A 20,455-nucleotide genomic window follows, 5' to 3' on the forward strand; every position below is an offset into this window, starting at 1 on the left:
ATGGATCACATGAGTATTGTAAAAATTGAAAATGTACGTGTGTTAGACCCAATCCAAAAAACAGACAGCGTACAAACTGTATATATTGAAAATGGCAAGTTAGTTGCTCCAGTTGAGCAAGTTGAGCAAACCATTGATGGCCAAGGTAAATGGTTAATGCCAACCATGGTTGATTTGTGCGCGCGTTTGCGTGAACCGGGTCAACAGCAACATGGGACATTGAAATCGGAAGGTAAGGCAGCACGTACCAATGGTATTTTGCATGTGATTACACCACCTGATTCAAAGCCGATTGTACAAGACAACGGTGCTCTCATTCATGGCTTGATTGAAAAGGCATGGCATGATGGGGGCATTCACATGCATATCATTGGTGCTCAAACCCAAGGTTTAAATGGTAAGCAACCAGCAAACATGGCGGGCTTGAAAAAAGGGGGTTGTACTGCTGTTTCTAATGCAAATGCTGCTTTTGAAAATGACGATGTAGTTATTCGTACCTTGGAATATGCAGCAGGTCTCGGTTTAACAGTCGTGTTTTATGCTGAAGAGCCGCAGATTGCTAAAGATGGATGTGCACACGAAGGCTTTATTGCTTCTCGCCAAGGTTTGCCGATGATTCCTGCAATTGCTGAAACTGTAGCGATTGCAAAATATCTGCTTATGATTGAAGCAACTGGCGTAAAAGCTCACTTTGGTTTGTTATCTTGTGGTGCATCGGTTGAATTAATTCGCGCAGCAAAAGCAAAAGGTTTACCTGTGACTGCCGATGTAGCAATGCATCAATTGCATTTAACTGAACACTTAACTGATGGTTTCAATTCACTTGCGCATGTTCGTCCACCATTGCGTTCTGAGCAAGATAAAGAACTTTTACGTCAAGGTTTAAAAGAAGGCGTGATTGATGCAATTTGTACGCATCATGAGCCTTTAAGCAGCTCAGCAAAAATGGCACCATTTGCTGAAACTCAACCGGGCATTACCGCTTTTGATACTTATGTATCTTTAGGCATTCAGCTCATTAATGAGGGTTTATTCGAACCTTTAGAGTGGGTTGAAAAAGTGACTAGTGTACCTGCGCAGGTTGCCAATATGACTACGCGTTGGGAAGATGAAGCAGGATGGGTATTAGTAGATCCTGAATTAAACTGGACAGTAAGCAAAGACACAATTTTATCACAAGGGAAAAATACTCCATTGCTGGGTCAAAACCTTACCGGTAAAGTACTTCAAACTTTTGCTAACTGATAAAACGGTTATTTAAAGTAAATTTAAAATATAAACAGGTAGATCAATAAGATCTGCCTGTTTTGTAAAGACTAGATGGAAATTTGTATATAAATTATTTAAAAAACAACAAAAGATTGAGCGCACATTAGAATAAAAAACTATCAGCAAAGAGAAGTATTTGAATAATCAAAAGTTGCTGGTTACGACGTATAAAATTCGGGAGAATAACCAATGTCGATAAACCCTATAGAACTGCTTAAAGAAAAAGTATCATCAACAATATTAGATAATCAGGATGGATACCTAGGCGAAAAATCGAATGCTTTATCTAAGTTTTATCCAATTTTACTTTCATTATTAGCTGCTAAACCTGATCTTATTGGACAATTAAAAAACAGTTTGGCTCCCTCATTAACAGACCTCTTTTCTCATAATGACCAAATCAAGAATACTGTACTGACTCATTTAAGTGGTACGGCACCAAATAATGAAATAGAAAGTACACTCAACAGTGCGATTAAACCCAGCCTTAATGCAATTTCAGACGTTGCCGGAAATGATCAACAAAGCATTGTGAATTACTTGCGCCAGCATGCAGATACCATTCGTTCGCATTTGCCGGGATGGGCAGTGGGTCTATTAGCTCCTTTAGGACTTGGTGCAGGTTTATCTTCAGTTCCACATGCAACTTCAGCAGCCCCACCATTAGCTGCAGCCAGTGAAAAAACAGGCAAATCTCGTGGGTTCCTTCCTATTATTGCCTTAATTATTTTGGGTCTTATCATTGCTTGGTTATGGCGTTCTTGCCAGCATAAAGAAGCTGTACCAGCACCTGAACCAACGGCTGCCAGTGGTGTTGAGGCTACTACCGCAGCTGCACCTGCGAGCTTAACTTTAAGCACAGATGATAAAGGTGCTGTTAGCCAGTGTCAGGCAGGTATTGGCGATCAAGGATTCTTAGCAACCCTACAAACTCAAGTTAAGCAGGTTTTCTCATCAACTCAAGATTGTAACGTGGATACTAGTCAAACTTATGCGGCTGGATTCACAGATAAAGATGCACTTGCTGGCGTGCTTGGTGCCTTAAAAGGTGTGCCAAATGCATCTTTAGAATGGATAGGTGACAAAATTACTTTGAAAGCAGGTGATGCAGCAGCGTTAGCAGCATTAACCGCAAAAGTAAAAGCTCTTGTTCCTCACACTGAAGTTGTTTCTACTGCACCAGAAACAGCTGAGCAATCTGTAAGCAATAGCTTAACTGCTTCGCAAACTGCTCTAGGCTCAATTGATCCGAATAATGTCGATGTAAATGCATTAGTAAAAGCACTTAACTTGCAAATCATTAACTTTGCGAGTGGCTCAAGCGATATTCCAGCAGACAATAAAGCTATTCTTGATCAAGCTGCAACACTTTTAAATAAAGTCAGTGGTGTGAAATTAAATGTGGGTGGTCACACTGACTCGACGGGTAATGCAGCAGCAAATAAAGCTTTATCACAACGCCGTGCTCAAGCAGTAGTTGACTATTTAACATCTAAAGGTGTAGACGGGTCTAAATTAGTTGCACAAGGTCACGGCTCTGATCAGCCTGTTGCAGAGAATACAACAGAAGAAGGACGTTTTAAAAACCGTCGTATCGAGTTTTCAGTAGCTCAATAATATTCTGATTTATGAAAAATTAGATATTTTAATTTGAAAAAAGCTTCTCATTTTGAGAAGCTTTTTTGTTGGAACAAATAGTGTTGGATTGATATGAAAATCAGTTTGGTTGGGAGTGGGCGAGTTGCCTTTCATTTGGCAAAGGTACTGTTGGCTCAAGGTCATCACATCGTACAAGTCTATGCGCGTGATTTTGAGAAAACCCAAAAGTTTGCAAAGCAATTTCAGGCAAAAGCATGTCAGTCTCTTCGAGAATTTCAACCGGCCGATCTTATCATTTTAGCTATTTCAGATAGTGCTATTGCAGTGCTTGTAAAACAGATTCATGAATTGTTTCCTGAAACACTTATGGTTCATACCTCTGGTAGTACTGATATTGAAGTCATCAGTCAGGTACATACAAAAGCAGGGGTATTTTATCCTTTGCAAACTTTCAGTCTTGAAAGAGACGTCGATTGGCAAGCCACACCATTATTTGTTGAAGCGATAACAGATGCGGATCAAGCAATACTTGTAGATTTAGCAAATAGCCTAAGTAAGAGGGTATATCAATATACCTCAAAACAGCGTTTAACTTTGCATTTAGCAGCAGTATTTGCCTGTAATTTTAGTAACTATTGTTTTGATATGGCAAAGCAGGTAGTAGATAAAGAGCAGGTCGACTTTAGTTTGCTCTATCCTTTAATTATAGAAACAGCAAAAAAAGCGACTGAAAATGATCCAAAGCAAATGCAAACTGGGCCGGCAATGCGAGGTGATCACAATATTTTGAAAATGCATCAAGACTTATTGGCTCAAGCAGAACGGGATGATTTAAAACAGGTCTATCAACTTTTAAGTGATGGCATCGTGAAGCGCCATCACTCGAGTTAAAGCTGATTTAAAGATCAAGGTTCGCCGTTATTGCCCCATTTTAAGAAACCAGCACGTTGATTTAAACGTTCAAAATATTGGTCAACATGCTTAAGTGTTGGATGGTCAAAAGGAGTTGCTTTCCAGCGTTGTACAGACAGACCAATTGGAATATCGGCCAAGCTAAATTGTGAACCAGCAACATAGGCTTGGGTTTTTGCAAGCTGTTGATCAAGAATCTGCATATGATGATTCCAGTCATTAATACCTTGTTGTAATAAGTTTGGATCTTGATGATTTGGTGAATGTCTCAATAGAGACATAATCGTATAAGTCCAGCTGTTATTCAGCTCGATCGCTTGCCAATCAATCCACTGATCAACAAAGAATCTTTCTTTCGCTTGAGTAGGGTAAAGCTGATGTTCTTTATCATACGCATTTGCCAAATAACGGATAATACTGTTGGATTGCCAAAGCACTAAATCGCCATCTAAAACAACAGGAATTTGACCGTTTGGGTTTAATTGTAAATATTCAGGTGATTGAGCAGAGCGAAAGCCTCGTCCCCAATCTTCTCTTTCATATTCAAGATTTAGTTCTTCACACAACCATAAGACTTTGCGAACATTAATGGAGTTATCACGCCCTAAAATTTTTAACATAGTATTTTCTGACTTCTCGTGAGTTTAAGTAATTAGTTGTTGAAGCGTTCATTTTTATATGTTTAACATGATTTATGAATATTAATAAGTCTAGAGAATAGATAAAGTGACATTTAAAGAAAATTATAATGAATGAGAGCTTTTTATTTTAGGGGGGAATAAAGGAAATACCTCAAGAGGGGGATGCTGGTACTTGGAAACAAAATGAGTATCCGGTTGTTACGTTGTTTGTATCCGCTTTTAGCAGGTAATAAAAAACCGCACTTCATTTCGGCGGTTCTTTGAATTTTGTTTATTTACATTTGTTCTCTGGCTTGTCTAATTGTTCGCGTAGCCATTCAGAATCTTCTCTTAGGTTTTCTTTAGTATACCCCATTATTCGAACTTCTTCTGAGGCTGATTCATATTCTTTAAATCTACTTAAAATAAAGTCAAAAAGTTCAATATTTTCTTTCCATCCTTTGCAATCTAGAGTTTTGAGTTTATTAGACCTAACTAGATCTTCTTGCTCAGTTTTTGCCTCTGTGGAAATGACTTGATTTCTGTCCGATTGTGTTTGAATGTATCGTTCCATTAACTTGTAATATTTAAGTTCAAAGTCTTCTTGAGTTGAGGCAAAGCAGCCACTTGATACAATTACACAAATTAGAAATGCGAAAGGCTTCATTGTTATTTTCTGTCTAGTTAAAATGGTGGTTATTATTATATTTATATAACTAATAATTCAAAAGTTATTTTCATTTAAATCTTTATACTCAGTTAATTTTTAATTCTACTTATTCACTAGATTGGTTTTAAAATAAAAAAGGCCTAGTAATAAACTAGGCCTTTTTTATTATTTACTTAATCTTCTTAAAGATAAAGTCATTAATTTTATGACCTGACTCAATACCACGGCGTTCAAACTTAGTCACTGGGCGCCACTCTGGACGAGGGTAGCTGTTGCCTTTACCCGCCAAGTTTTCAAGATCTGGACGGTTATCTAAAATATCAAGCATCCATTCAGCATACGGTTCCCAGTCTGTTGCTGCGTGGAATGTACCACCAAGCTCAAGTTTTTGTTCAACCAATTGCATACGCTCGTGAATAACAAAACGACGTTTGAAATGACGTTTCTTTTGCCAAGGGTCTGGGAAGTAAAGTTGTACGCAGTTAATGCTGTTGTCTGGCATTTCACGTAAAACCTGAATCGCGTCTGCATCAAGTACACGTAAGTTTTTAACTTCTGCTATACCTGCTTCATATAGGCATTGAGCAATACCAGGTACGTGAACTTCAATACCCACATAGTTGCGTTCAGGGTTTGCTTTTGCCATAAGCACTAATGAACGACCCATACCAAAACCGATTTCAACAGTTAAAGGACGTTCTGGATGTTCGAAGTGCTGACGTAAGTCACCAACAGGATATTCCAAAATTAAATCGCGATGTTGTTCTAATGCCGTGCGTTGAGATGTATTAAGTGGTGCTGAACGACGCATAAACGTCACAATTTCACGGTGTTCAGGCAAATTGTCTAAGTCTGCAATTTGCGTTTCTAACTGATCGATCGACATAACCTTGGCAATATTGAAATTCAAATGCGGTATTTTAAGTCTTCATGTGGTCAAGTCAAATGTTTCGATGTTTTTCTTCATGTAGATGTCATGTTCAATATTTAATCTAAGAATCTATATAAATTTCAAATGAACATATTTACTCATGAAAACTTTTCAATTACGCACACTTTCTGTGCTATTAGGGGCACTTGGTGCTTTTACATATAGTCCTTGGGCACAAGCACAGCTCATGTTTAGTCAATATGTTGACGGCAGTAGTAACCGCAAAGGTTTGGAAATTTATAATCCAGATGGGACTACAGTTAATTTAGCCGACTATGAAATTCAACAATTTAATAATGGCGGTACAGCAAAAACAGCGACTTTCCGTTTACAAGGATCGTTAACCAGTAAGCAGAAGTTTTTGATAGGCCGTTCTGAGTTGCAGGCTGAACTTGGTAGTAAAGTAAATCAGGTCGCTGCATTATCTTTTAATGGTGATGATGCCGTTGTACTTGTCTATAAAGGCACACCTGTAGACCGTTTTGGTCGTATTGGTGAACGCCCAGCAGCGGGATGGGGGACGGCAGTTCCGAGCTTGGGAAATAGTTTTAAGCGTATTGAAACAGAAAACCCAGCCTTAAGTGTTGATGCAACCGCAGCATTTGATTTGGATCATTCATGGTCGGCTTGGACAAATAGAAATGACTTTTCAAATTTATCTGCCTCAACAACACAGCCTCCTGTTGAAACGATAAGTTGTTCAAGCTCCGATACACCAATTGCTGATTTATCAACCGTAGCACAAAACCAGACCTATACAGTGCGTGGTGTAATAACTGCTGACTATCGTTATGCCAATGGTTTTTCTGGCTTCTATGTTCAGACACCAGATACGAAAGCACGTGCAAATATTAGCAATGCTATTTTTGTTTATATCCCAAATAGTAGTGCTGTAAAAGGTGGGCAAGTTGGCGATGAAGTTATTTTGCGTGGTCGTTTAACAACTTATCAAAACCAATTGCAATTAGATCAATTACAACAAGATATTCAAACTTGTAATAGCAATATGGCAAATCAGGTGCAGCCAATTAGCCTTGAACTTCCATTTGCTAGCTTAACGGTTGGTTCAACCCATTCTCCACAGCGTTATCAAGGTATGTTGGTCAAATTACCTCAGACTTTAACCGTGAGCGAGAACTACAATTATGGCCGCTATGGTGAACTATCTCTAAGCCTAGGTCGTTTATATATTCCGACTAATTTATATCCTGCACTATCTCCAGAAGCCAAAGCTCTTGCTCAGAAAAATTTATTGTCGAAAATTATTTTTGATGACGGCTATAACAACCAAAACCGTACTCCATGGTTACCGTCAAATTTTAGTGCTGCTAATACGCTACGTTCGGGTTATCAACTTAAGAATGCTGAAGGGATTTTAGAATATCGTTTTAATGGTTGGCGTGTGCAACCAGTGCTTGGACGTAATCAACCTGAAGTAATTACTCAAACAAACCCGCGTCAAAATGTCATTACCAAAAATGCTAATCACATTCGTGTAGCTTCATTTAACGTTTTGAACTATGACAATGGTGCAACGGGTTTCCCAACAGAGCGTGGTGCAACCACACAAACTGAGTTTGATAAACAGCACCGTAAAATTGTGAGTGCTCTCAAAGCAATTGATGCCGATGTGTATGGTTTAATGGAAATTGCGAACAATGGTTATGGGCCTAATAGTGCAATTGCCAATTTGACCAAAGCTTTAGGTAGCGACTGGAAATACGTCGTTCCTGAAAACTTAGACCGTTTAGGTGATGATGCAATTGCAGTTGCTATTATTTATAACAGTAAGCGTGTTAAGCCTTTGAATAAACCCGTTGTGCTTGATTTGGGTGACAAGAACCGAACAACATTGGCGCAAAGTTTCCAATCCGTTCGTGGTAATAAAACCTTTACCGTTATTCCAAATCACTTGAAATCGAAAAGTTGTAGCGGAGTTGATGCTAACTCAACCGATGCAGACCAAAAAGATGGTCAAGGCTGCTGGAACCCGACTCGTGTGAAAGCCGTTGATCAAATTGTGCAGTGGTTGGCGAAAAATCCAACTCAAGTCCCTAAGCAAAATGCTTTACTTGTAGGGGATATGAACAGCTATGCAAAAGAAGAACCTATTTTGTCATTCGAAAAAGCAAACTACAAAGTTTTGCTGAACGACGCTAAGGTAGGACAAGGTACTCAGGCATATAGCTATGTGTTTGGTGTTGCGAGTGATGCCAACGGAAATGGTGGAGCAGGTAACTTAGACCATGCAATTGCTGATGCCGCTCTATATCCAAAAGTAGTGAGAACCTTTGCATGGCATATCAATGCAGATGAGCCAACCGTTTTAGACTACAACGAAGAATATAAAACGGATGAGCAAAAGGCATTGTTCTATGGTGAAGATGCTTATCGTTCTTCAGATCATGACCCTGTAATTGTCGACCTGGATTTAAATGGTAAAGATTCAAGCCAGCCTGATGATGATAAGAAAAACGGTATTTTTGAGTTCTTAACTGAGTTAATGAATTGGCTTAGCCAGCTTTTTAAACGTAATTAATGGAAAAATTGCGTGACGTAAATGTGTTTTATCATATTTTAAACAATCGTCACGCAAGACAACTTGCAAGGAATAAATTTTTCAAGAATATTAGATGGTGTAAGTATTTTATAAGTTTACGCTTTTTTACAATTAAAGAATTGTGCAAACCTTGCAGGTTTTCTAGAAGCAATTTAAAACGTTAATATGAGATAACAAGGATCAGATATGAAATTATATTATTCGCCAGGCGCATGTTCTTTAGCTGCACATATTATTTTAAATGAAATTAATGTTGATTTTGACTTAGAACGAGTAAATTTAAAAACACATAAAACAGAAAAAGGTGCAGATTATTACGAGATTAATCCAAAAGGATATGTACCAGCTTTAGAAATTAACCCTGGTTTAATGTTAACTGAGAACGTGGCGATTTTACCTTTCCTTGCTCAGCACGATCCTAAGCAGGATTTAATTCCGCCATCGGGTATGGGCCGTGCGAAAGTATTGGAATGGTTGGGTTATTTGAACTCTGAATTGCATGATGCTTATGCAGTATTCTTTGGGGCACCGTTAACAAGTGATGAAAAAACCAAAGCTTATGCAGAAATCGACCGTCTTTTAAAATATATCGATAACTATTTGTCTGAATCTGATTACGATTATTTGGTAAATGATAATTTTGGTCCAGCAGATGCTTATCTATTTGTTTTAACAAATTGGTCAAACTCAATTGAGCACGACTTAACACCGTATAAGCACATTATTGCATTACGTAATAAAGTTGCAGAGCGTCAATCTGTACAAATTGCGATGCGTGACGAAGGCTTAATTTCATAAAAGATTTTAAGAGCCAAAAAAAGCCCCTAATCAATAGGGGCTTTTTTATACTAAAGACGATTAGTGTTGAGCGTCTTTTTTCACTTCAGCAGCGGTGTTTTCAACAGCTTGAGCTGTATCAGCAGTCGCTTTACGTGCAGTAGCTTCTGTTTCAGCTGCAGCTTTAGCAGTCGCATCAGCAGCGTGATCGGTTGCAGCATCGATCTTCTCAGCAGCATTATCAGTTGCAGTTGCAATATCATCAGCAGCTTTATCACCAGCAGATTTGATATCAGCACTTGCTTGTTGAGCAGCATTTTCTAAGTGTTCACCTGTAGTCGCACCAGTTTCTGGAGCTTTATCTTTATTACAACCAACAAGGGCAACAGTCGCAGCAAGACCTAAAGCAACAAGTAATTTATTCATTGTGTTTTTCCTTCTAATTCATGGCATCCAAATATGGATGTCTAAAATATAAACATAAAGTAAATGATTAATAAAGATCGAAAATTGTTAAAAAGTTGTAACTCTAGTATTAAAAAAGCCTAGCATTTTGTAATGCTAGGCTTGAAATAAATAATAATGATTTTGACCGATTTTACCGCCCAGAACGGATGATGTAATCAAACGCTGAGAGTGATGCTTTAGCACCTTCACCTGTAGCAATAATGATCTGCTTGTAAGGTACAGTCGTACAGTCACCTGCAGCAAATACACCTTTTACATTGGTTTCGTTGCGGTCATTCACAATGATCTCGCCACGGTTGGTTAACTCAACTTCACTGTCTTTCAAGAAGTCAGTGTTTGGCAGTAAACCAATCTGTACAAAGATCCCTGCAAGCTCGACCACATGCTCTTCATCAGTCGCACGGTCTTTATATTTAAGACCAGTCACTTGTGAACCATCGCCTAACACTTCTGTACTTAAGGCATTCATAATCACCGTTGTGTTTGGCAAGCTATGCAATTTGTTTTGCAACACTTGGTCAGCACGAAGTTTGGTATCGAACTCAACCAGAGTTACATGCTCAACAATCCCTGCAAGGTCAATTGCTGCTTCAACACCTGAGTTACCGCCACCAATCACAGCAACACGTTTGCCTTTGAACAATGGACCATCACAGTGTGGGCAGTACGCGACACCACGGGTACGGTATTCTTGCTCACCCGGTACATTCATCTCTCTCCAACGTGCACCTGTAGAAAGGATCACAGTTTTCGATTCAAGTTTTGCACCGTTTTCAAGTTCAACTTCAACCAGACCATTTGCAGTCTGGTTGGCACCTGTGATTTTGCTGACACGTTGCAGGTTCATGATATCCACATCATATTCACGAACATGCGCGTCCATCTCGGCAGCAAACTTAGGACCTTGAGTCTTTTGCACAGAAGTGAAGTTTTCAATGTCCATGGTGTCCATCACTTGACCACCGAAGCGTTCAGCTACGATACCAGTGTTAATACCTTTACGTGCCGCATAGATTGCTGCTGTTGCACCCGCAGGACCACCGCCAATCACCAATACATCAAAAGCATCTTTGGCATTCAGTGCTGCCGCATCTTTTTCAGCCGAGTTGGTATCAAGTTTTGCCACAATCTCTTCAAGGGTCATACGACCTTGACCAATGTGCTCGTTGTCTTGGAATACCATCGGTACAGCCATGATTTTGCGTTGTTCGACTTCATCTTGGAAGAATGAGCCGTCAATCATGGTTGCCGTGGTGTTCGGGTTATAAATGGCAATCAGGTTAAGCGCCTGTACTACATCCGGACAGTTATGACAGCTGAGTGATACAAACACATCAAAATTTGCTTTGAGGTTTAAACCTTTAATCTGGTTGAGTACTTCATCAGACACTTTAGGTGCATAACCAGACACCTGTAACAGCGCCAAGATCAAAGACGTAAACTCATGGCCCATTGGTAAACCTGCAAAGAACACACGAGGCTGTTCACCTGCTTTAGCCACACCAAAGCTTGGACGACGTGTATTGTTACCGTCAAAACGGGCACTCACCTTGTCAGAAAGCTCAGCGATTTCACTCACCAGTTCTTTAATTTGAGCAGCTTTATCTGATTCATCTAAAGCAGCAACTAATTCGATTGGACTTTCTAGGCGTTCTAAGTAAGCTTTTAATTGAGTTTTAATGTTTTGATCTAACATCTGTTTTTTACTCCAATGCATCCAAATTCTTTCAATAGATGCATAGTACGTGAAAACACAGAATAGGTGAAACAGTATGTTTTTATAGATTTAATCGGTTTTTTGAATTATTGAGGCTATTAATAAGTAAGATCAATAATTTATCTCTAAAATGTTCTTTTTTATGTTTTGTAGTGTTTTAAAGTGAAAGTATTTAAAAATTTATATATGTTATATGGCTGTAAAGATTTTATGTCATAACATTAAAAGGTACTTTCATGTCATTGCAACGCGGCATTTATCAGCATTATAAAGGTAATCTCTATCAAGTTTTTTCTGTGGCAAAACACAGCGAGACTGAAGAAGAGTTAGTCGTTTATCAGTGTCTTTACGGTGACTATTCAACTTGGGTACGTCCGCTAAATATGTTTACTGAATCGGTGCAAATGGCTGATGGAAGCATCGTGCCGCGTTTCAAGTTAATTCAAAGCACTTAACTCAAACGACTTTTATATAAAATAACGATTTTAAAGGGTGAATATATGCCAAATACTTTTTTCTTACAAAGAGTTGCCGATTTATATGACACCTTTAAACGACATGATGCACAGCAGACAGATCGTTTGCTGCGGTATCGTAATATTGAGGCGGAGTCTGCAAAATTACTATCGCAATTTATTCGGATGCAGCAAGCTAAATCAATTTTAGAAATTGGGACTTCAACAGGTTACTCTACTTTATGGCTTGCTGAGGCTGCTCAAGCTACTCATGGAAAAGTAACCACGCTTGAAATTGATGCCAATCGTAGTAATGAAGCTAAACGCCATGCGACTGAACTGGCATTAGATGAATTGGTAGATTTTTGGGTTGGAGATGCAGCCGACTATTTAAAAGAAACTCATGAAACTTTCGATTTTATTTTGTTAGATGCTGAGCGTCCTGCGTATGAGAATTATTGGCCAGATTTAAAACGGCTGATGAAGCCAAAAGGTGGCGTACTCATTATTGATAATGTTATTTCACATGCGGCTGAAGTCAGCTCATTCTTAGCTTTAATTAAAAAAGATGAAAATTTTATGAGCAGTATTTTGCCTGTAGGCGCTGGTTTATGCATTGTAGTGGCAAGGTAAGCCATTTAAAAATCTGATTTATTCATTCATAAAGGCCTGTTCAAAGCAGGCCTTATTTCATTATGTTATGAAGCATTCACTAAAGATAGGCGAGTAAAGTGTAAGTCGAATTCTAAATATTTATGTACAAAAGCAGCTTTGTCTGTTGATCGTAATAAGTTGTCATAAATAAATTCTGGTACAGGATGATAAAGTTCGCCTGAACCATCGCTATAAAATATTTTTAGATGACGTGAAGTCGCATTGTATTTCCATGAAGTGACTGCCACAGTATTCGCCATAAATTTTTCCCCTTTTATTTCATATTACTTAAGCTCAAAAAACATTGGTTGTTTATTCGACATTACTCAAACTTCATGTAATGGGGAAGGGCATAATTGTAAAAGTATCAGTAGAAAATGTGATGTGCTTATTCAAAACAAAAGAACCATCCGATGAGGGATGGTTCTTTGAGTTTTTAAAATCTAATAAGAGATTAGATTTTACCAACTAGGTCGATAGATGGAGCAAGAGTAGCTTCGCCTTCTTTCCATTTAGCTGGGCAAACTTCACCTGGGTGAGCGTGTACGTATTGAGCAGCTTTTACTTTACGAAGAAGTTCAGACGCGTCACGGCCGATACCACCAGCGTTGAGTTCAACGATTTGGATTTTACCTTCTGGATCGATAACGAAAGTACCACGGTCAGCTAAACCTTCAGATTCGATAAGAACGTCGAAGTTTTTAGAAAGAGTCCAAGTTGGGTCGCCAACTAATGGATATTGGATTTTTTTGATTTCTTCAGAAGTGTCGTGCCAAGCTTTGTGAGTGAAGTGTGTATCAGTAGATACAGCATAAATTTCAACACCAAGTTTTTGGAATTCAGCGTAGTTGTCAGCTAAGTCACCAAGTTCAGTTGGACAAACGAAAGTGAAGTCAGCTGGATAGAAGAATACAACAGACCATTTACCTTTAAGGTTAGTTTCGTTAACTTCAACAAATTGGCCGTTGTGGTAAGCAGTTGCTTGGAATGGTTTAACTTCAGTATTAATCAAGCTCATCATTGTCTCCATGATTGAGGTTTATATTTAAACTTGTTTACGAGATGTAGAATAAATAAAAATTCTTTATTGGGGAAATAGTATTTTTACATGACTAAAATCGGAAAATCGAATAAGTGATAAATTTACGATTTTTAAGTCCCCAAACACTGTATTCGATTTGACTGCAAAAACATGTAAATCAAATGACAGTTATCGTAAAAGAAACTTGCCTAACAACATGAAGTCTCGTTAGTCAAAATTCAAGGGTAAAATTTTAAAAAATTAAAAATATATAAAAAACCAACTGTTTTACCTTATGGTCATTAGAGCGTAAAATAGAGGATTGTTGTATTTTCAGGAAAATTTGTCTGTGCAGAATGATTTAAATATTGATCAGTGGGTGATGGCAAGAGATCGTTACCGTTTAAATCGTTTGCGTAAAGATAAAAAAGCCAATACAGCAGAGATTGAAAAATTATTTGAACAATCTAATGCCAAAGTAAGGCAGCGATTTGAACGTCTCCCTAAAATTAAACTGAATCAGGATTTACCTGTTTCTCAATATGCAGACCGTTTAATTGATGCGATTCAAAAGCATCAAGTGATTATTGTGGCAGGGGAGACGGGTTCAGGTAAAACCACTCAGCTTCCTCAAATTGCAATGCTAGCGGGCCGTGGTTTAACGGGGATGATTGGTCATACCCAGCCACGTCGTTTAGCTGCGCGTAGTGTCTCTCAACGTATTGCAGAAGAAGTCGGCGAAAAGCTTGGCGAGTCTATCGGTTTTAAAATTCGTTTTAATGAACAAGGTTCGCAAGATTCAATTGTGCGGTTAATGACCGATGGTATTTTGCTTGCCGAGTTAGGTAATGACCGTTATTTGTCTAAATATGACACGATCATTATTGATGAAGCGCATGAACGCTCACTCAATATCGATTTTATTATGGGTTATTTAAAGCAGTTACTGCCAAAACGCCCAGACCTAAAAGTTATCGTGACTTCGGCAACTTTAGATGTAAATCGCTTTAGTAATTACTTTAATGACGCACCTATTTTTGAAGTAGAAGGGCGTAGTTATCCTGTCGAAGTACTTTATCGCCCAATTTCAGAAATGAATATTGGCGGCAGTGATGATGATGAGTTTGATGATTTTGAAGAAAACTTACCTCGTGCAGTTGTACAGGCTGTAGAAGAATGCTTTGCTGACGCAGAAGCAAAAGGTCATCCAGAACATGCCGATATTCTAATTTTCTCAAGCACAGAGCAAGAAATTCGAGAATTGCAGGAAACCTTGCAAAAGTACGGACCAAGACACACCGAAATTTTACCTTTGTATGCGCGCTTAGCTGTTTCTGAACAACAAAAGATTTTTAGTCCGGCTGGAAAAGGCCGTCGTATTATTATTGCGACCAACGTAGCCGAAACAGCTCTTACTGTTCCAAATATTCGTTATGTGATTGATAGCGGTTTTGCTCGTATATCACGTTATAACTATCGTTCACGTGTACAACGCTTACCAATTGAAGCAATTTCTCAAGCTGCTGCCAATCAGCGTAAAGGGCGTTGTGGTCGTATTGCTCCAGGTGTGTGTATTCGTTTATATAGCGAAGAAGATTTTTTAAGTCGCCCTGAGTTTACCGAACCAGAAATTAAACGAACCAACTTAGCATCTGTTATTTTGCAAATGCAGAGTTTAGGGTTAGGTGAGTTAGAAAACTTCGATTTCATTGAGCCACCAGATTTCCGCCTTGTAAATGATGGCCGTAAGTTGCTGATTGAGTTAGGCGCACTTAACGAGAAGAAAAATGAGCTGACTAAAGTCGGGCAAATGATGGCACGTATGCCAATTGATCCAAGACTCGCTCGTATGATCGTGGGTGGTGCTCATTTTGGTGTGCTCAAAGAAATTTTAGTGGTTGTCAGTGCATTAGCAGTGCAAGACCCGCGTGAGCGTCCAGCAGACAAACAAATGCAGGCTGACCAAAAGCATGCTTTGTTTAAAGAAGCAGATTCAGATTTTCTGTTTTATTTGAAACTTTGGGATACTTTAAATCCTAAAGGTGAAGCAGGGATGTCTGAAAATAAACGACGTCAATTTGCTAAGCAGAATTTTTTAAGTTGGTTACGTTTACGTGAATGGAAACAGACACATCAGCAATTAGTTGAGTTAGCCGAAGGCTTAAAACTTAGCTTTAATGAAAAACCTGCGAATTATGAAAACTTGCACCGAGCATTGCTGACAGGTTTATTATCGTTTATTGCTAATAAAACAGATGAACGTAATACCTTTATGGCAGTGCGTCAGCAAAAGGCTAAAGTTTTCCCTGCGAGTACTTTGCATAAAACCAATACCTCTTGGGTGATGGCTTTTGAGATGGTCGAAACCTCTCAAGTGTACTTACGTACTTTAGCCAAAATTGATCCTGAATGGATTTTACTTGCTGCACGCGACTTGTTGAAATATCACTATTTCGAGCCGCATTGGTCTAAGAAAGCGGGAATCGTCAATGCGTATGCGCAAATTTCTTTATTTGGTTTAATTATTGAGCCAAAACGGTTAATTAATTTTGAAAAAGTTGATCAGCCTGCTGCTCATGAGATTTTCTTACGCGATGCATTAACTACTGGTAACTTGGGTACAGTTCCACCATTTTTAAAACACAACTTACTTAAGCTTGAAGAAGTAGAGCGAGTTGAAGATAAATTACGTCGCCGCGATTTGGTGGTCGATGAAGAAACAATTTATCAGTTTTATGCGTCGAAAATTCCTGAGGAAATCGCGAGTCGCCGTAGTTTTGAAGACTGGCGTGCAACGGTAGAAGCAAATAATCCTCGTTATTTATTTATTGACGATGATGCGCTCTGGCTAAATGACCGACCAACAACGCAGCAATTCCCAGATCATCTACACAATGGGCAACTACGTTTAGCAACGACATATCATTTTGACCCTAGCCATGATGAAGATGGTGCTACTGTTCAAATTCCTGTACAGGCATTGCCTCAAGTTGATGAAAATATTTGGTCATGGGGAATTCCGGGTTGGCGCCAAGATTTAATTGAGGCTTTACTCAAAGCTTTACCTAAAGACAAGCGTCGTAATGTAGTGCCTATTCCTGATACAGCTCGTAAGCTCATGCAAGGGGTTGATGCAGTACATTTACGTGAACATATTTTTAGTTATTTAGCTTTTGCCTTGCGTGGTGAGCAAATTACTGAAAAAGATTTCTCGTTTGAACGTATTGATCCATATTTGGTGCCTTTCATTAAGGTTATTGATGAAAAAGGTAAGCTGATTGCGAAAGGGCGTGATTTACCTGAGTTAAAAGCACGTTGTCGTGTAGAAACGCATCGTCCAGTGAAACAGCAAAAAGGTGAGTTTAAGGACTTTCCTGAAAACTTTACTTTTGAGGCCTCTCATAAAGTCACGGGCGTTGTAGTAAAGCAATATCAGGCTTTAGTGCCGACCAAGGCTTTTGCTGACCTCGAAGCTAAAGATGAGTCAGACATTGTTATTCAAACGTTTAACGATCAGGCTGAGGCGATTAAACAGCATCGTGAAGGTATTATTCGTCTAGTCCATATGCAACTTGGCGATTTGGTTCGTCAGTTGAAAAAGCAGATTTCAAAACCGCTCGCGTTGGCTTATTCACCTTTGGGCGATAAAGCTAAGCTTGAGCAGATGTTGGTCTATGCAACCTTGCAGATGGCAATTACGACTCTGCCAATTAACGCAGATGAATTTAACAAACTGCTCGAGCAAGTTAAAAAGCAATTTTTGACCCATGGTCAGCAAGCACTTGAGCAGTTAAGTGATATTTACATTCAGTGGCAGCAAATCCGTCGTCAGCTTTTAGTGCTTGATCCAAACGTATTTGGACGCAGTATTGATGATATTGAAGATCAGTTAGATTTAATGTCACTTGGTAATTTTGTTTACTGCCAACCAGTCGATCTTTGGCAGGAATATCCGCGTTATTTAAAAGCACTGCTATTGCGTTTAGATCGATTGCCAAATAATCTACAGCGAGATCATGCTGCAATTGACGATGTCGATCCATGGATGGACAAGGTATTTAAATTCAAAAACGATCCAAAAATCAAAGAATTGTATTTGATGTTGGAAGAATTCCGCATTTCTTTATTTTCTCAACCGATGAAAACCAAGATGCCTATTTCGCCAACTCGACTGCAAAAGTTATGGGATCGTTTGGGAATCAGTTAAGATAGATCGGGGTCTGTTTATGCTGTTGTTTAGCCTACAACGCAATTTATAAATGAAAGATTAACAGACCCTATTCATTTTTTTAGGAGTTTTACATGGGCATTCGTATCACAGGTACTGGGTTATTTCACCCAACAGAAATCATTTCTAATGAAGAACTGGCCGACAGTTTAAATGCTTATGTGGAACAATATAACCAAGAGAATGCAGAGAAAATTGCAGCAGGTGAACTCGAAGAATTACGTGGTTCTAGTGCTGAATTTATTGAAAAAGCGTCTGGTATTAAACGCCGTTACGTGATTGAAAAATCGGGTATTCTCGATCCAACACGTTTACGTCCTCGTTTGTCTGAACGTTCAAATGATGAACTTTCACTTCAAGCAGAGTGGGGCGTGATTGCTGCGAAACAAGCAATGGAAAATGCAGGCGTAACTGCTGAAGATATCGATGTTGTAATTTTGGCATGTTCAAACATGCAGCGTGCTTATCCAGCAGTTGCGATTGAAATTCAGTCGGCACTTGGCATTCAAGGTTATGCCTACGACATGAACGTTGCATGTTCAGCTGCCACTTTTGGTTTGAAACAAGCGGCAGATGCAATTCGTTCAGGCGCTCGTCGTGTTTTATTGGTGAACGTTGAGATTACATCGGGTCACTTAGATTACCGTAATCGTGATTGTCACTTCATTTTTGGTGATGTTGCAACGGCTTCTATTATTGAAGAAACCACTACTAAAACTGGTTTTGAAATTTTAGATATTCATTTATTTACTCAATTTTCAAACAACATTCGCAATAACTTCGGTTTCTTAAACCGTAGCGAAGATGCAGTGGTTGACGACAAGTTATTCCGTCAAGATGGTCGCAAAGTCTTTAAAGATGTTTGTCCGTTAGTGGCAAAAATCATTAATGCGCAGTTGGAAAAAATGCAGTTAACTGCAAACGATATTAAGCGTTTCTGGTTACACCAAGCCAATGCCAACATGAATGAACTAATCTTGAAATATGTGGCGGGGAAAGAGGCAGATCTAAGCCGTGCCCCAATTATTCTAGATGAGTTTGCTAATACCTCTTCAGCAGGCGTGATTATTGCTTTACACCGTACAGGCCACGAAGTAGATAATGGCGAGTATGGTGTGATTTCATCTTTCGGCGCTGGTTATTCAGTCGGTTCGATTGTTGTACAAAAGCATGTTGCTTAAGCTACAAGATTAATTAAAAAAACGCTCGTAAGAGCGTTTTTTTATGAGCGAAATAATATAAAAAAGCGGGCCAAAATTGGCCCGCTTAGATTGAATAAAAAGTTATTAAAACTTTTTGGTGTAGTTTACAAACAGGCGATCTTCACCAAAGTCATTACCATGTTTAACGTTGTAATCAATACGAATGTATTGCAGGGCAACACCTTTTAGGAACGGTTGCTGAAATGCGTAGTTTAAAATCACATTCGACTCGGTTTCATGGTTTTTCTCACCATTGGCTGCTTTAAAATCATGGCCATAGACATATTTCACCATTGCGTTTAAGCCCGGTACATAATCTTTAAAGTCGTAGCCATACATTACATGATAAGACTTTTCGTCTTCTTTAAAGAAACCAGTAGCGTTCCAGTTAATGAAATACGTCTCTGGTAAGAAACCATCTGGTAATGGATAAGCCGACTCACCGATAATCTGCTGGTATCCCAAGCCAAAGGTATGGTTTTTTACTTTAAGAGTCTCCAGCACCCCAATATTTTGTGCATCAATATCAAAAGTGTTGCCGTCATCTTTTGCATTAAAGTACTTAAACTTAGAGGTCAGGGCAAAATTAGGTTGTTTCCAATTATGCTCAAGTCCAACATAGTGTTTGTTGTAGAGATCTTCTAAATTACCAAAATAATATTCGCCCTTTAAAGACGGCGTAAATTGATAGCGCAGATCTATGTAGTTCAGGCCATCAGATTCTTTGGTCATTCCATTTGCCGTGAATGAAAACTTTTTAAAGTCTTCTTCATTTCGTGGAGAGACTTTTTCAACCCGACCAATTTCTGCATAAAGCTGATCTGAAAGTTGCGACTTAAGATTGGTTCCCCAATATGAAGCAAGTAATTGTCGGCTCGCATCAACAGCTGTTACAGGCAGGGCTAACCAAAGCTCACCGACACTTAAAAGAGTTTTGTCATAGCTCAGTTTTAAGGTCGCACCGTATTTTAAAAAGTCAGATGCTTGTGACTGTGTTTCTTTATTAAAAGGCAAAACTGTATCAGCGACGTGTTTGTCCGAACTTAGACGTACAGCGTATTGAACAGAAGCATCGGCACCAATCGTAATAGGCTTGTCCGCAATTTGCAGTGGGGTGTCATGCATTTTCGATTTATAAAATAGCGATGCTGCTTGAGACCAACTACCAGTATCTTTGAGGGCATCATTATCAAAATTACGGTTGATATAGGCATTTTTTAGCGTGAATTTCCATTCATCTTCGGGCTGCTGATTTGGATTTACAGCAAATGAATTGCCACACATCAACACTAAGGTCGCAAAAGTTAAAGCACATGGCTTAAAGCGGTGTAATAATTCCATAATCCATTTCCAAAAAGATGCGCCAGTCCTC

The 20,455-nt window shown here is 38.9% G+C and carries 17 protein-coding genes; 9 read left to right on the top strand and 8 right to left on the bottom strand.

Going from position 1 to position 20,455, the window contains the following annotated elements; genetic code table 11:
- Nucleotides 1–9 precede the first annotated feature (9 nt).
- From J690_RS19945 to J690_RS19955, 3 genes are all read left to right on the top strand, one after another.
- Complete coding sequence (locus J690_RS19945) at nt 10–1,245, top strand: dihydroorotase (RefSeq protein ID WP_032037811.1); 1,236 nt, start codon at nt 10–12, stop codon at nt 1,243–1,245.
- 213 nt (nt 1,246–1,458) lie between these two features.
- A complete protein-coding gene (locus tag J690_RS19950; protein ID WP_032037815.1) occupies nt 1,459–2,886 on the top strand; it encodes an OmpA family protein in 1,428 nt (475 codons plus the stop codon).
- A gap of 93 nt (nt 2,887–2,979) precedes the next feature.
- Complete coding sequence (locus J690_RS19955) at nt 2,980–3,759, top strand: Rossmann-like and DUF2520 domain-containing protein (RefSeq protein WP_032037818.1); 780 nt, start codon at nt 2,980–2,982, stop codon at nt 3,757–3,759.
- Nucleotides 3,760–3,773: 14 nt separating this feature from the next.
- Here the strand turns inward: J690_RS19955 and J690_RS19960 are convergent, their stop codons facing one another.
- The 3 genes from J690_RS19960 to trmB form a co-directional block, all read right to left on the bottom strand.
- A complete protein-coding gene (locus J690_RS19960) occupies nt 3,774–4,400 on the bottom strand; it encodes a glutathione S-transferase family protein (RefSeq protein ID WP_032037820.1) in 627 nt (208 codons plus the stop codon).
- 292 nt (nt 4,401–4,692) lie between these two features.
- The gene (locus tag J690_RS19965) at nt 4,693–5,067 is read right to left on the bottom strand and encodes a hypothetical protein (RefSeq protein WP_017399348.1); all 375 of its coding nucleotides are present in this window, start codon (nt 5,065–5,067) and stop codon (nt 4,693–4,695) included.
- Nucleotides 5,068–5,239: 172 nt separating this feature from the next.
- Nucleotides 5,240–5,956: a tRNA (guanosine(46)-N7)-methyltransferase TrmB gene (gene trmB / locus J690_RS19970; RefSeq protein WP_032004018.1), complete on the bottom strand. Its 717-nt coding sequence runs from the start codon at nt 5,954–5,956 to the stop codon at nt 5,240–5,242.
- A 145-nt stretch (nt 5,957–6,101) separates the two neighbouring features.
- Between trmB and J690_RS19975 the strand changes: the two genes are divergently transcribed.
- Together J690_RS19975 and J690_RS19980 are read left to right on the top strand one after the other, a co-directional pair.
- Nucleotides 6,102–8,540 carry an ExeM/NucH family extracellular endonuclease gene (locus J690_RS19975; protein WP_032037823.1) on the top strand — a complete coding sequence of 813 codons (2,439 nt, stop codon included), beginning with the start codon at nt 6,102–6,104 and terminating at the stop codon, nt 8,538–8,540.
- A gap of 207 nt (nt 8,541–8,747) precedes the next feature.
- Nucleotides 8,748–9,359 (top strand): glutathione binding-like protein, encoded by a 612-nt coding sequence (locus J690_RS19980; RefSeq protein ID WP_002121577.1) that lies wholly within the window; start codon nt 8,748–8,750, stop codon nt 9,357–9,359.
- 60 nt (nt 9,360–9,419) lie between these two features.
- Here the strand turns inward: J690_RS19980 and J690_RS19985 are convergent, their stop codons facing one another.
- Complete coding sequence (locus J690_RS19985; protein ID WP_002121546.1) at nt 9,420–9,764, bottom strand: hypothetical protein; 345 nt, start codon at nt 9,762–9,764, stop codon at nt 9,420–9,422.
- A gap of 172 nt (nt 9,765–9,936) precedes the next feature.
- On the bottom strand, nt 9,937–11,502 hold the full coding sequence (gene ahpF / locus J690_RS19990; protein ID WP_032037826.1) for an alkyl hydroperoxide reductase subunit F: 1,566 nt from the start codon (nt 11,500–11,502) through the stop codon (nt 9,937–9,939).
- A gap of 257 nt (nt 11,503–11,759) precedes the next feature.
- On the opposite strand from ahpF, the gene J690_RS19995 reads away from it, so the two are divergent.
- Together J690_RS19995 and J690_RS20000 are read left to right on the top strand one after the other, a co-directional pair.
- Nucleotides 11,760–11,978, top strand: coding sequence for a DUF1653 domain-containing protein (locus J690_RS19995; protein ID WP_032037829.1), 219 nt, complete (start codon nt 11,760–11,762; stop codon nt 11,976–11,978).
- 45 nt (nt 11,979–12,023) lie between these two features.
- A complete protein-coding gene (locus J690_RS20000) occupies nt 12,024–12,611 on the top strand; it encodes an O-methyltransferase (RefSeq protein ID WP_032037833.1) in 588 nt (195 codons plus the stop codon).
- Between the two features lie 65 nt (nt 12,612–12,676).
- Here the strand turns inward: J690_RS20000 and J690_RS20005 are convergent, their stop codons facing one another.
- Together J690_RS20005 and ahpC are read right to left on the bottom strand one after the other, a co-directional pair.
- The gene (locus J690_RS20005) at nt 12,677–12,892 is read right to left on the bottom strand and encodes a KTSC domain-containing protein (RefSeq protein ID WP_005070287.1); all 216 of its coding nucleotides are present in this window, start codon (nt 12,890–12,892) and stop codon (nt 12,677–12,679) included.
- 194 nt (nt 12,893–13,086) lie between these two features.
- Nucleotides 13,087–13,650, bottom strand: coding sequence for an alkyl hydroperoxide reductase subunit C (gene ahpC, locus J690_RS20010; protein WP_003652649.1), 564 nt, complete (start codon nt 13,648–13,650; stop codon nt 13,087–13,089).
- A gap of 352 nt (nt 13,651–14,002) precedes the next feature.
- Here ahpC and hrpA point away from each other — a divergent pair, with 352 nt between their 5' ends.
- Nucleotides 14,003–17,860, top strand: a complete 3,858-nt coding sequence (hrpA, locus tag J690_RS20015) for an ATP-dependent RNA helicase HrpA (RefSeq protein WP_032037836.1) — start codon at nt 14,003–14,005, stop codon at nt 17,858–17,860.
- Between the two features lie 95 nt (nt 17,861–17,955).
- Nucleotides 17,956–19,062, top strand: a complete 1,107-nt coding sequence (locus tag J690_RS20020; protein ID WP_005802658.1) for a beta-ketoacyl-ACP synthase III — start codon at nt 17,956–17,958, stop codon at nt 19,060–19,062.
- 105 nt (nt 19,063–19,167) lie between these two features.
- Here J690_RS20020 and J690_RS20025 read toward each other — a convergent pair whose 3' ends face one another.
- Complete coding sequence (locus tag J690_RS20025; RefSeq protein WP_032037839.1) at nt 19,168–20,424, bottom strand: OprD family outer membrane porin; 1,257 nt, start codon at nt 20,422–20,424, stop codon at nt 19,168–19,170.
- Between the last annotated feature and the right edge of the window lie 31 nt (nt 20,425–20,455).

The organism is Acinetobacter sp. 742879, from assembly GCF_000588535.1.
In the GTDB taxonomy this organism is placed as follows: Bacteria; Pseudomonadota; Gammaproteobacteria; order Pseudomonadales; family Moraxellaceae; genus Acinetobacter; species Acinetobacter pittii.

Excerpts from the sequence above, each read along its gene's own strand:
- J690_RS19945 (WP_032037811.1), top strand. The coding sequence starts at position 10 with ATGAGTATTGTAAAAATTGAAAATGTACGTGTGTTAGACCCAATCCAA.
- J690_RS19950 (WP_032037815.1), top strand. The coding sequence starts at position 1,459 with ATGTCGATAAACCCTATAGAACTGCTTAAAGAAAAAGTATCATCAACA.
- J690_RS19955 (WP_032037818.1), top strand. The coding sequence starts at position 2,980 with ATGAAAATCAGTTTGGTTGGGAGTGGGCGAGTTGCCTTTCATTTGGCA.
- J690_RS19960 (WP_032037820.1), bottom strand. The coding sequence starts at position 4,400 with ATGTTAAAAATTTTAGGGCGTGATAACTCCATTAATGTTCGCAAAGTC.
- J690_RS19965 (WP_017399348.1), bottom strand. The coding sequence starts at position 5,067 with ATGAAGCCTTTCGCATTTCTAATTTGTGTAATTGTATCAAGTGGCTGC.
- trmB (WP_032004018.1), bottom strand. The coding sequence starts at position 5,956 with ATGTCGATCGATCAGTTAGAAACGCAAATTGCAGACTTAGACAATTTG.
- J690_RS19975 (WP_032037823.1), top strand. The coding sequence starts at position 6,102 with ATGAAAACTTTTCAATTACGCACACTTTCTGTGCTATTAGGGGCACTT.
- J690_RS19980 (WP_002121577.1), top strand. The coding sequence starts at position 8,748 with ATGAAATTATATTATTCGCCAGGCGCATGTTCTTTAGCTGCACATATT.
- J690_RS19985 (WP_002121546.1), bottom strand. The coding sequence starts at position 9,764 with ATGAATAAATTACTTGTTGCTTTAGGTCTTGCTGCGACTGTTGCCCTT.
- ahpF (WP_032037826.1), bottom strand. The coding sequence starts at position 11,502 with ATGTTAGATCAAAACATTAAAACTCAATTAAAAGCTTACTTAGAACGC.
- J690_RS19995 (WP_032037829.1), top strand. The coding sequence starts at position 11,760 with ATGTCATTGCAACGCGGCATTTATCAGCATTATAAAGGTAATCTCTAT.
- J690_RS20000 (WP_032037833.1), top strand. The coding sequence starts at position 12,024 with ATGCCAAATACTTTTTTCTTACAAAGAGTTGCCGATTTATATGACACC.
- J690_RS20005 (WP_005070287.1), bottom strand. The coding sequence starts at position 12,892 with ATGGCGAATACTGTGGCAGTCACTTCATGGAAATACAATGCGACTTCA.
- ahpC (WP_003652649.1), bottom strand. The coding sequence starts at position 13,650 with ATGAGCTTGATTAATACTGAAGTTAAACCATTCCAAGCAACTGCTTAC.
- J690_RS20020 (WP_005802658.1), top strand. The coding sequence starts at position 17,956 with ATGGGCATTCGTATCACAGGTACTGGGTTATTTCACCCAACAGAAATC.
- J690_RS20025 (WP_032037839.1), bottom strand. The coding sequence starts at position 20,424 with ATGGAATTATTACACCGCTTTAAGCCATGTGCTTTAACTTTTGCGACC.